Here is an 11,044-nt window from a genome sequence, read left to right as displayed (position 1 = left end):
CCGGCACTCGGCGCCCGTCCCGCGGCTGCCCGGCGCGAACGGCGCCCGCCCGTCCGCGCCGGTCCCCCCACTGCCCGGCGCCGACGGCGTCCGGCACGCGACGCCCGTCCCGCCGCTGCCCGGCCGCGCACCCAGGACGCTGGCGCCGCTGCCCCCCATCCCCGGGCGGGACGCCCCGGCCGCCGAGCCGCCACCGCCCACGAGGGCCGAGCGCCGGGCCGCGATGAGCCCGCTGCGGCGCCGTCTCGGTCGGGTCGTCGTGGTCCTCACCGTGCTGGTCGCCCTGGTCGGCGGCTACTACGTGGGCCTCTACTTCGCCGTCGACCGCTCCGTCCAGCGGGTCGCGGCACTGACCCCGGACGCCCCGGAGGTGCTCGCCCCGCAGCTGCAGGAGGGCACCGAGACCTACCTCGTGGTCGGCACCGGCGTGCCCGGCGCGTCCGGCCCGGCCTCGGTCAGCCCGCTGCTGGTGCACGTGTCCGCCGACCGCGAGCGGGCGGTGCTGGTCAGCATGCCGCCGACCGCACTGGTGGACACCCCGGAGTGCCGGGGCAGCGACGGCGAGGTCCGCGACCCCACCACCGGGTCCCTGGCCGACGCGTTGCTCCGGGGCGGCCCCTCCTGCCTGGTGCGGGCGGTGCAGCAGCTCTCGGGCCTGCGGGTCGACCACTACCTCGGCGTGGACCTGGCCGGGCTGCCCGGCATGGTCGACGCGCTGGGCGGCGTCGAGGTGTGCCTGGCGGCCCCGCTGGACGCGACCGTCTCCGGTCTCGCCCTGGACGCCGGCACCAGCGACCTCAGCGGGGACGACGTCACGGGCCTGCTGACCGCCGGCACGGCCGGTCCCGACCTCACCGGCGTCGCGGTCGCCGAGCGGGAGCAGCTGGTGCTGACCTCCACGTTGCGGTCGGCGCTGTCGGTGGGCCACCTGGTGGACCCGGTCGCCTCCACCACGTTCCTCACCCGCGCCGCGGACGCGTTCACCCTGGACGAGGACACCTCCCTGGCCGACGTCCGGGCGCTGGCCACCACGCTGGGCGACCTGCCCGCCGACGCCGTCGCACGCACCGGGGTGCCCGTCACCGAGCTCGGCTACGTGCCGGTCGGCAGCGACACCGCGCACGTCCTGCTCGACGGCGACGCCGCGCGGCTGGTGTTCGACGCCGTCATCAAGGACAGCCGGCTGCCCGAGCCGGCCGCGCCGGCCGTCGACCCGGCTGCCGACCCCGCCGCTGCCGCAGCGGCCGGCACGGTCGCGGCTGCTCCCGCCGCCTGCAGCTGAGGGCGGCACCGCGGCGAGCAGCCCGGACGCCGGGACAGCGGCGAGCAGCCCGGACGCGAGAGGGCCCCGCCGAACAGTGGTCGGCGGGGCCCTCTGCGGTGCGGTGGGGTCAGGTCACCCGAAGCGGCCGGAGATGTAGTCCTCGGTCGCCTTCTGGTCGGGGTTGCTGAAGATCTTCTCGGTGGGGTTGAACTCGATGAGCCGGCCGGGCTGGCCCACCCCGTTGAGGTTGAAGAAGCCGGTCTGCTCGCTGACGCGGGCGGCCTGCTGCATGTTGTGCGTGACGATGACGATGGTGAAGCGGTCCTTCAGCTCCGTCATCAAGTCCTCGATGGCCAGCGTCGAGATCGGGTCCAGGGCCGAGCAGGGCTCGTCCATGAGCAGGACCTCGGGCTGGACGGCGATCGCCCGGGCGATGCACAGCCGCTGCTGCTGGCCACCGGACAGGCCCGAGCCAGGACGGGAGAGCCGGTCCTTGACCTCGTTCCACAGGTTGGCGCCCTGCAGGGAGCTCTCGACCAGGTCGTCGAGGTCGGACTTCTTCATCTTCTTGGCGTTGAGCCGGACGCCGGCCACCACGTTGTCGTAGATCGACATCGTCGGGAACGGGTTCGGGCGCTGGAAGACCATGCCGATCTGGCGGCGGACGTCGACCGGGTCGACGTCGGAGCCGTAGAGGTCCTGGCCGTCGATGACGACCTTGCCCTCGACGCGGGCGCCGGGGATCACCTCGTGCATGCGGTTCAGCGAGCGCAGGAAGGTGGACTTCCCGCAGCCGGAGGGGCCGATCAGCGCGGTGACGCTGCGCGGCTCGATCGAGACGTTGACGCCCTCCACGGCCTTGAAGGCGCCGTAGAAGATGTCCAGGTCCGACACGTCGATGCGCTTGGCCATGAGTGGTCTCTCTTTCCTGGTTCTTCGGTCAGCGACTGGTCTTGGGGGCGAAGAAACGACTGATCAGGCGCGCCACGACGTTGAGGGCCATGACGAGGATGATCAGGACGAGCGCTGCTGTCCAGGCCCTGTCGATCCCGAACTGCGGCGGGACCCCCGGCTGGGTCAGCTGGTAGTACGCGTAGACGGGCAGCGTCGCCATCCGTCCGTCGAACGGGTCGAAGTTGGTCGCGGCGGTGATGCCGACGATGACCAGCAGCGGCGCGGTCTCCCCGATGACGCGGGCGACGGCCAGGGTGACAGAGGTGCCCAGGCCGGCGATGGCGGTCGGGACGACGACCTTGAGGATCGTGCGCCACTTGGGTACGCCCAGGGCGTAGGCGGCCTCCCGCAGCTCGTTGGGGACGAGCTTGAGGACCTCCTCGGAGGACCGGACGACGACCGGGATCATCAGCACCGAGAGCGCGACGGCGCCGCCGACGCCCAGGCGGACGCCGGGGCCGAAGAAGAGCGCGAAGAGGGCGTAGGCGAACAGACCGGCCACGATCGAGGGGATGCCGGTCATCACGTCGACGAGGAAGGTGATGGCCTTCTTCAGCCGGCCGGTGCCGTACTCGACGAGGTAGATGGCGGTCAGCAGGCCGATCGGCACCGAGATCACCGCCGCCAGGGCGGTGATGATCACCGTGCCCATGATGGCGTGGTAGGCGCCACCGCCCTCGCCGACGACGCCCACCATCGAGTTGCTGAAGAACGTGGCGTCGAAGCGGGCGGCGCCGCGGCTGATGACCGTGTAGGCCAGCGAGACCAGCGGCACCATCGCGATGCCGAACGCGGAGACGACGAGGCAGGTCACCAGCCGGTCGGTGGCCTTGCGCTTGCCCTCGACGGCGCGGGAGCCGACGTAGACCGCCAGCGTGCCCAGCACGACGCCGTAGACGACGAGCAGGGCCCAGCTGAAGCCGGTCAGTGCCGACAGCAGGCCACCGAGGACGACGCCGCCGGCGAACAGGCCGGAGCCGCCGAAGCGGGGGAGCTGTTTGTGACTGCGGACGGCCTCGTCCAGCGGAGGGGGCGCGATGTCGGGACGCGGCGGGGTGGACGTGGACATCAGTTCGCTCCGGAGAAGTCGGCCCGGCGGTTGACGACGTAGCGGGCCAGCATGTTGACCAGCAGCGTGATCACGAAGAGGACCAGGCCGCTGGCGATGAGCGTGCTGACCGCGAGCCCGGTGGACTCGGGGAACTGGAGGGCGATGTTCGCCGCGATCGTCGAGGGGTTCGACGAGGAGATCAGGTTGAACGTGATGCCGCCGGAGACCGAGAGCACCAGCGCGATCGCCAGCGTCTCGCCCAGCGCCCGGCCCAGACCGAGCATCGCGCCACCGATGACGCCGGACTTGCCGTAGGGCAGCACCGCCATCTTGATCATCTCCCAGCGGGTGGCACCCAGGGCCAGTGCGGCCTCGCGGTGCAGGGCCGGGGCCTGGCTGAAGACCTCGCGCGAGATGGCCGAGATGATCGGCAGGATCATCACCGCGAGGACCAGCCCGGCGGTGAGCATCGTGCGGCCGGTGGCCGAGGCGGGGCCGGCGAAGAAGGGCAGGAAGCCCAGGTTGTCCTCGGCCCACCCGTAGAAGGGCACCATCGCCGGCGCCAGGGCGAAGATGCCCCAGAAGCCGTAGACGACGCTGGGGATCGCGGCCAGCAGGTCCACCACGTAGCCCAGGGCCGCGGCGATCCGCCGGGGCGCGTAGTAGGTGATGAACAGCGCGATGCCGACGGCCAGCGGGGTGGCGACGATGAGCGCCAGGACCGCGGCGATGAGCGTGCCGAAGACCAGCGGGGCGACGTAGGAGAAGAGCCCCTCGCCGCCGGGGAGGTCGGCGCTGTCGGCGGTGAACGCCGGGAACGCCTCGGTGATGAGGAAGATCGCGACGCCGGCCAGGATGACCAGGATCAGGATGCCGGCGCCCTTGGCGCTGCCGGCGAAGACCCGGTCGCCGGGCTGCTGCCGCGGGCGGGGGCGGGTCGGGGGTGCGTCGGTGGCTGTCACCACGTGCTCCGTTCGGCTCGAGGCCGTGATCTCAGGGGATCGGGTGGGGGTCGTGCGCCGGCCCGGGGGTCCGTGTGGACCCCCGGGCCGGGTGGAGCGGGGTGGGTCAGCTGCCGGAGGTGATGGCGTCGACCGCGGTCTGCGCCTGCTCGCGCAGCGTGTCCGAGATCGGCGCGCTGCCCGCGGCGTCGGCCGCGGCCTGCTGGCCGTCCTCGCTGATGACGTAGCCCATGAAGGACTTCACGAGGTCGGCCTGGGTGGCGTCCTCGTAGGAGATGCAGCCCACGTGGTAGCTGACCAGGACGATCGGGTACTCGTCAGCGGCGGTCGTGGTGCGGTTGATCTCGTAGGCGAAGTCGAACTCGCCGCGCCCGGAGACCAGCTCCGAGCCCTCGACGACCGCCGCGGCGGCCTCGGGGGAGGGAGCGACGAACTCGCTGCCGACACCGATGTTGGCGACACCGAGGTCGCCGGCCTGGGACTCGTCGGCGTAGCCGATCGCACCCTCACCGGCGGTGACGGCGGAGACCATGCCCGAGGTCTGGTTGGCGGCCTCGCCACCCTCCAGCGGCCACTCGCCGTCCGGCTCCTCGGTCCACACCGACGGCGCGGCCTGGGAGAGGTAGTCGGTGAAGTTGTTCGTGGTGCCCGAGTCGTCGGCCCGGTGGACGGGGGTGATCGACGTCGAGGGCAGCTGCGCGTCGGGGTTGTCCCCGGCGATGGCCGGGTCGTTCCACGTCGTGATGGCGCCGGTGAAGATGCCCGCCAGGGTGTCGGGGGACAGGTTCAGGTCGTCCACGCCGGGCAGGTTGTAGACCACGGCGATGGCCGAGATGTAGTTCGGCAGCTCGAAGACGCCGTCGGTGCCACAACGCTCCTCGGCGGTGGCGAGCTCCTCGTCGTCGAGGGGGGCGTCGGAGCCGGCGAAGTCGGTGCCACCGGCGAGGAACTGCTCACGGCCACCGCCGGAGCCGACCGGGTCGTAGTTGACGGTCACGTCGGGCTGCAGCGAGGAGTACCCCGCGGTCCAGCCCTGGATGGCGGCCTGCTGGCTGGAGGCGCCGGCACCGACCAGGGTGCCGCTCAGCTGCTCCTCGCTGCTGCTGCCACCGGCGGCGTCGGTCGAGCCGCCGCCCTCGTTGGAGGCGCCGCAGGCAGCGAGCGCGAGGGTGCTGGCGAACGCCGCAGACAGGGTCACGGCGCGCGTCTTGGTGCTGAGCTTCAACTCAGTGCCTTTCGACTGTGGGTGCCCGGACGTCGGTGCCGGGCGGTGGGGTTCCAACAGACGAGGACGCTAAGGAGGCGAGGTGGACGGATCCGGGTGCATCGGTGAACGGGAGGTGAACGCGCCCCGGAGCTTCGTCGACGGGGTGAGGGACGCATCACGTCCGTCAGGTGAACGACGGCGCGGCGGTCACACGGCGTGCTCCTTGTCACCCTGGAGAGGACCCCGGGGGTCGTGCGGGAGCACCGCTCAGCTGGAGGTGGGGACCCGTCGCCAGGAGACGTCGACGGCGAACCGGGTGAAGCCGGTGGACCCGTAGAGGGACACCGCGGCGGTGTTGTCCTCCTCGACGTAGAGCAGCACGTCGGTGAGCCCGAGCCCCCGCAGGTGCGCCAGCCCGAGGTCGGTCAGCGCGCGGCCCAGCCGCATGCCCTGGGCGTCGGGGTCGACCCCGAGGACGTAGACCTCGCCGACGGCCTCCTCGGCCACCTCGCCGGCCGGGTGCACCTTCGTCCAGTGCGAGCCCAGCAGGGTCTCGGAGCCGTCGGACGCCGTCCGCCACGCCAGCAGGAACCCGGCCGGGTCGAACCAGTCCTCGGCCTCCCGCAGCGCGACGTCCTGGGCCGTCCAGCCGCCCTGCTCGGGGTGGTGGCTGAACGCTCGGGAGTTGACCCGCAGCCAGGCGTCCTCGTCGACCCCGGGCCGGAAGGCCCGGACGACCACGTCGGCCGGCAGGGCCGGGCGGGGATCGGGGTCCACGGTCGCCAGCGGGCGGCGCATCTGCAGCAGGGTCCTGGCCCGGTCGTAGCCGCGGCCGGTGGCCAGCTCACGCGACCCCGGCAGCTCGCCGTGCGCCCACACCCGCAGCGGGCGGTCCCCGGCGAGCTCCTCGAGCCGGGTGAGCAGTGCACTGCCCACGCCCTGGCGGCGGGCGGGCGGTGCGACGACCAGCTCGGCCTCGCACTCGGCACCGTCGACCTCCAAGCGGGCGTAGCCGGCGAGCGCGCCGTCCCGGGCGGCCAGCAGGTCCCGGCTCTCGCCCGGGCCGCCGTGCTGCAGCCGGAGCTCGGCCTCCTCCGACACCGGGCGCACCCGGTCGGCGGCGGTGGCCGCGGCCAGGAGCCCCAGCACCGCCGGGACGTCGTCGGCAGCGAGCCGGTCGACGTCCCGGACGGGAGGCAGGGGGGTGCTCAGGACGGACGTCTCAGGCGAGCGGGGAACGGCTGTCGGACAGCACGGCGGTCTCGGCGGCGGTGTTCGCCGCGGCCGTGGCGTCGGCGACCTGCTGGTCCAGCTTGTAGCCCACGTTGCGCACGGTGCCGATCAGCGCCTCGTGCTCGGTGCCCAGCTTGGCGCGCAGCCGGCGGACGTGGACGTCGACGGTGCGGGTGCCACCGAAGTAGTCGTAGCCCCAGATCTCCTGCAGCAGTTGCGCGCGGGAGAAGACCCGGCCCGGGTGCTGGGCCAGGTACTTGAGGAGCTCGAACTCCTTGTACGTCAGGTCCAGCGGGCGGCCCCGGAGCTTGGCCGAGTAGCTGTGCTCGTCGATGACCAGCTCGCCGGCCTTGGTGACCCCGCCGTCGTCGGCGGCGCTCGGGGTGGCCGCGGCGACCCGGCGGGCAGCAGCCCACTTGAGCCGGGCGTCGACCTCGGCGGGGCCGGCGGTGTCCAGGACCACGTCGTCGACGCCCCAGTCGGCGGACAGCGCGACCAGGCCGCCCTCGCTCAGCACGGCGACCACCGAGGCGGCGACCCCCGTGGAGGACAGCAGCGCGCACAGCGTGCGGGCGGAGACCAGGTCGTGGCGGGCGTCGACGAGGACGACGTCGCCGGCGTCGCCGTCGAGCAGGCTGGACAGCTCCGGCGCGACGACCCGCACCTGGTGGGCCAGCAGGCCCAGCGCGGGCAACACCTCGGTGGTGGCCTGCCGGGCGGACGTCATGAGCACGAGTCGCACGTCGATCTCCTCACACGTCGTACTGGCTGTCGCCTGTGGTGCGCGGCCTTCGACACCGGTGTCGAGGTGAGTTGGCAGGATAGCGGACGTGCGCCGTCCTGAGACCCTCTCCGTCGCGCGGACCGAGGTGACGGTGCGCACCGCCGACGGCGTCCGGTTGCACGGGATCGTCGTCCCGGCGGCGCTGCCGGCCCCGCTGGGGCCCGACGAGCGACCGCTGACCTTCGTCGTCTCGCACGGGTTCACCAACTCCACGGCGCGGCAGCCGTTCCTGCGGCTGGCCTCCTGGTTGTCCCGGTTCGGCGAGGTCCGGGGCGTGGACTTCCGCGGCCACGGCCGCTCCGGCGGGGAGTCCGGGGTGGGCGGTGACCCCGAGCTGCTCGACGTCGACGCGGCCGTCGCGGCCGCCCGGGCGGACGGGGCGCGGACCGTGGTGAGCCTGGGGCTGTCGATGGGCGGGGGCGCCGCGCTGCGGCAGGCCGCGATCGGCACGTCGCGCCCGGACGCCGTGGTGGGCGTCAGCGCCGTCAGCCGGTGGTTCGTCCGGGACACGCTGCCCATGCGGCGGGTGCACTGGATGCTGGAGACCACCCTGGGGCGCCGGCTGGGCTCCCGGGTCGTGGGCGTGCGGCTGGCGCCGCCGTGGGCGGCAAGCCCACCGGCGCCGGTGCAGCTGGTCAGCTCCATCGCGCCCACGCCGCTGCTGCTGGTGCACGGTGACCAGGACGCGTACTTCCCCCTCGAGCACGTCCGCTCACTCGCCCGGGCCGCCGGGCCCGCTGCCACCGTCTGGACCGTCCCGGGCATGGGGCACGCCGAGAGCGGGATGTCCGGCCCGCTCGCCGAGCGGATCGGCCGCTGGGCGCGGGACACCGTGGGCCGCGTCCCGGGCAGCACCCCCGGGGTCGCGACCTCCACGGCGTCCGCGACCGACGGTGGGACCATGCGCGGGTGAGCCACTCAGCGCTGGAGACCGAGCTGCCGCGCGGGGCGCACCACCTGCCCGCCGCGGGCGCCGTCGTCGTGGCGGGGGCGCTGCTGGTCGGCGGCCCGCTCGCCCTGGGTGACACCGGCCGGTTGGTCGGCGTGCTCGTCGTGCAGCTGGCGCTGGTGGGCGCCTGGGTGGTCGCCACCGGCATCCGCGGGTTCGTCGGGTCCCTCGGCATCGGGGTCGCCGCCGCCGTCGGTGCCGACCTGCTCATGCACCTGCCCGAGCGCCCCCAGCTGGGGTCGCTGCTGCTCGTCCTGGGGCCCGGCCTGCTGGTGGCCCTCGTGCACCAGATGGCCCGCCCCGCACCCCGCCGCTACCTGGTGGCCTCGCTGGCCGGTGTGGTGCTGCTGGTCTGCGCCGTCGTCGCCCTGTCGGTGCTGCTGGCGCTGGGTCGCAGCGCGGACGGCGACCGGCTGGCCACCAGCGCCGTGCTGGTGGTGACCGCGGCGCTGCTCGTCGGCCACCTCGTCGACCTGGTGCTGCCCCGGCCGCAGATCGCCCAGGGCGTGCCCCGCGGGCTGGTCGGCCTGGTCCTGGCGGTGCTGGCCGGGGTCGGCGTCGCGCTGCTGCGCCGCTCGCCCGACGACCTGGTCGACGCGTTGTCGGCAGCCACCTACGGGGCGGCGATCGGCGGTGTCGCGGCGCTGATGGCCGTGGGGGCGTCCTACGTCGTCGCCGAGCGCCCGCAGCGGGGCTGGGCGCTGCCCGTCGTCCAGGCCGCCCTGCCGCTCGCCGCCGCCACCCCGGTGGCCTTCTTCCTGGCGCTGCAGACCAGCCTCTGACGCCGGACACTGGGCCCGGTGAAGGGCCTGCTGATCACCGTCCTCGTCCTGCTCGGCCTGCTGGTGGCCGCCGACCGGGTCGGTGTCGTGGTCGCGGAGGACCAGGTCGCCGCCCAGGTGGCCCAGCGCGGACAGCTCACCGGTGAGCCCGAGGTCGACATCACCGGGTTCCCGTTCCTCACCCAGGCCCTGGGCGGTCGCTACGAGGACGTCCGGCTCGCGCTCACGGCCGACCAGCTGGGCCTCCCCGACGGCGGCACCGCGGAGGTCTCCCTGCAGGGGGTGCAGCTGCCGCTGTCCGACGTGATCGCCGGCGATGTCGCCGAGATCCCGGTCGAGCACGTGGACGGGCGGGCCTCGCTGTCCTGGGGGCTGCTCTCCTCCCAGCTCGACGGGGACACCCAGCTGTCCCGCGAGGGCGACGGCGTCCGCGTCACCCGGACCGTGGAGGTGCTCGGGCAGTCGGTCCGGCTGACCGCCGCCGGGCAGGTCGCCCTCGACGGGCAGGACCTGGTGGTGACCGTCGACCAGGCCGCCGGCGCCGGGGTCGACGTCCCGGACTTCCTGCTCGACGCCGCCCAGGACCTGCTCGACTTCCGCTACACCGTGCCCGCCCTGCCCTTCGGGCTCCAGCTCACCGGGCTGACCACCACCGACTCCGGCGTGGACCTCACCGTCGAGGCCACCGACACCGTCCTGCGCTGACGGGAATCCCCACCAGGCCGGTCGTGTTGGGCGGGACGTGGAGACGACGGGTCTGGTCGTGCTGCTCGTCGCGCTGGCCCTCACCGGCCTCGCGGCCTGGTGGCTGCGCACCCGCAGCGGCGCGGTCCGCCGCCCCACCGAGGAGGAGGCCGACGTGACCGGGTCCAGGGACACCGAGGTGCTCCGCTCGCTGGGTGTGCGCCCCGAGGACGCCGACCTCACCGTGGTCCAGTTCGCCACCGCGTTCTGCGCGCCCTGCCGCGCGACCAAGGCCCGGCTGGCGCAGCTGCAGACCACCCGCCCCGGCCTGGCCGCCGTCCACGTGGACGCCGAGAGCCAGCTGGAGGCCGTGCGTGCGCTGGACGTCCGGCGCACGCCCACGCTGTTCTACCTGGACCGGTCCGGCCGGGTGCTCGGGCGCAGCAGCGGAGCCCCCCGCCCCGACGAGCTGACGGCCATCGTCGACGCGCACGCACCGGCGGTCCGGACCTCGTGATCACGCCCCGACCTGGGTGTTGCTACCCTCGCGCCGTGGGCACCCTGCTGACTCAGCGACGCACAGTGGACCTGTGCCGCCTGGGCAGCTGCCTGTGTCGCGCCTCCTGACGAGGCTGACGACCCGCCTCGACGCGCCCTGACCGCCGTCGGAAGGCCCCACACCGTGACATCCCCCCAGCACCCCCGTACGTCCCCGCCCGCCACCGGTGGGCCGATGGTCGACGTCCGTGGCCCGCGCTTCGGCGCGTGGGTCACCACCGTCGTCCTGGTCGTCGTGCTGCTCACCGGCAACGGCTGGCTGCTCGCGGTGCAGGCCGTGGTCTTCGCCGTCGGCGGTCTCGCCGGCCTGCGGTACGCGCCCTACGGCCTGCTGTTCCGGGTGCTCGTGGCCCCCCGGCTGGGCTCGGTCACCGAGCGGGAGGCCGAGGCGCCGCCGCGGTTCGCCCAGCTCGTCGGCCTGGTCTTCGCCCTGGTGGGGACCGTCGGGTACCTGGCGGGGGCGCCGGTCCTGGGCGCCGTCGCCACCGGGCTGGCCCTGGTGGCCGCCCTCCTCAACGCCGCCGTGGGCTTCTGCCTCGGCTGTGAGCTGTACCTGCTCGCGCGACGGGCCCGCCCCGTCCGCGCCGCCTGACCGCCCCACCCGACAGACCGCACC

The 11,044-nt window shown here is 74.0% G+C and carries 12 protein-coding genes; 6 read left to right on the top strand and 6 right to left on the bottom strand.

Annotated features, from left to right (window positions below; genetic code table 11):
- On the top strand, positions 1-1,282 hold a 1,282-nt coding region (locus AC0IVP_RS21365; RefSeq protein ID WP_471759205.1), incomplete at its 5' end, for an LCP family protein.
- Between the two features lie 114 nt (positions 1,283-1,396).
- Here the strand turns inward: AC0IVP_RS21365 and pstB are convergent.
- The 6 genes from pstB to AC0IVP_RS21335 form a co-directional block, all read right to left on the bottom strand.
- Positions 1,397-2,176 carry a phosphate ABC transporter ATP-binding protein PstB gene (gene pstB / locus AC0IVP_RS21360; RefSeq protein WP_056289567.1) on the bottom strand — a complete coding sequence of 260 codons (780 nt, stop codon included), beginning with the start codon at positions 2,174-2,176 and terminating at the stop codon, positions 1,397-1,399.
- Between the two features lie 28 nt (positions 2,177-2,204).
- A complete protein-coding gene (gene pstA / locus AC0IVP_RS21355) occupies positions 2,205-3,287 on the bottom strand; it encodes a phosphate ABC transporter permease PstA (protein ID WP_471759204.1) in 1,083 nt (360 codons plus the stop codon).
- Positions 3,287-4,231 carry a phosphate ABC transporter permease subunit PstC gene (gene pstC / locus AC0IVP_RS21350; RefSeq protein ID WP_082556549.1) on the bottom strand — a complete coding sequence of 315 codons (945 nt, stop codon included), beginning with the start codon at positions 4,229-4,231 and terminating at the stop codon, positions 3,287-3,289. The genes pstA and pstC overlap by 1 nt, the downstream gene beginning before the upstream one ends.
- 106 nt (positions 4,232-4,337) lie before the next feature.
- A complete protein-coding gene (gene pstS, locus AC0IVP_RS21345) occupies positions 4,338-5,429 on the bottom strand; it encodes a phosphate ABC transporter substrate-binding protein PstS (RefSeq protein WP_235564416.1) in 1,092 nt (363 codons plus the stop codon).
- Positions 5,430-5,705: 276 nt separating this feature from the next.
- Positions 5,706-6,638, bottom strand: a complete 933-nt coding sequence (gene mshD / locus AC0IVP_RS21340; RefSeq protein WP_471759206.1) for a mycothiol synthase — start codon at positions 6,636-6,638, stop codon at positions 5,706-5,708.
- A gap of 22 nt (positions 6,639-6,660) precedes the next feature.
- Complete coding sequence (locus AC0IVP_RS21335; RefSeq protein WP_056289553.1) at positions 6,661-7,413, bottom strand: winged helix-turn-helix transcriptional regulator; 753 nt, start codon at positions 7,411-7,413, stop codon at positions 6,661-6,663.
- 88 nt (positions 7,414-7,501) lie between these two features.
- On the opposite strand from AC0IVP_RS21335, the gene AC0IVP_RS21330 reads away from it, so the two are divergent.
- From AC0IVP_RS21330 to AC0IVP_RS21310, 5 genes are all read left to right on the top strand, one after another.
- Positions 7,502-8,368 carry an alpha/beta hydrolase gene (locus AC0IVP_RS21330; protein ID WP_082556487.1) on the top strand — a complete coding sequence of 289 codons (867 nt, stop codon included), beginning with the start codon at positions 7,502-7,504 and terminating at the stop codon, positions 8,366-8,368.
- Entirely contained in the window at positions 8,365-9,186 is an 822-nt protein-coding gene (locus tag AC0IVP_RS21325) for a hypothetical protein (RefSeq protein ID WP_471759203.1), read from the top strand. The genes AC0IVP_RS21330 and AC0IVP_RS21325 overlap by 4 nt, the downstream gene beginning before the upstream one ends.
- Before the next feature lie 18 nt (positions 9,187-9,204).
- The gene (locus AC0IVP_RS21320; RefSeq protein ID WP_056289547.1) at positions 9,205-9,891 is read left to right on the top strand and encodes an LmeA family phospholipid-binding protein; all 687 of its coding nucleotides are present in this window, start codon (positions 9,205-9,207) and stop codon (positions 9,889-9,891) included.
- A 37-nt stretch (positions 9,892-9,928) separates the two neighbouring features.
- Entirely contained in the window at positions 9,929-10,387 is a 459-nt protein-coding gene (locus AC0IVP_RS21315) for a thioredoxin family protein (RefSeq protein ID WP_471759202.1), read from the top strand.
- A gap of 216 nt (positions 10,388-10,603) precedes the next feature.
- On the top strand, positions 10,604-11,020 hold the full coding sequence (locus AC0IVP_RS21310) for a DUF4395 domain-containing protein (protein ID WP_471759201.1): 417 nt from the start codon (positions 10,604-10,606) through the stop codon (positions 11,018-11,020).
- Positions 11,021-11,044 lie beyond the last annotated feature (24 nt).

The organism is Klenkia sp. AC732 (assembly GCF_979256525.1).
Note: the sequence above shows the minus strand (reverse complement) of the source record. Positions and strands in the feature narration are given on the sequence as shown.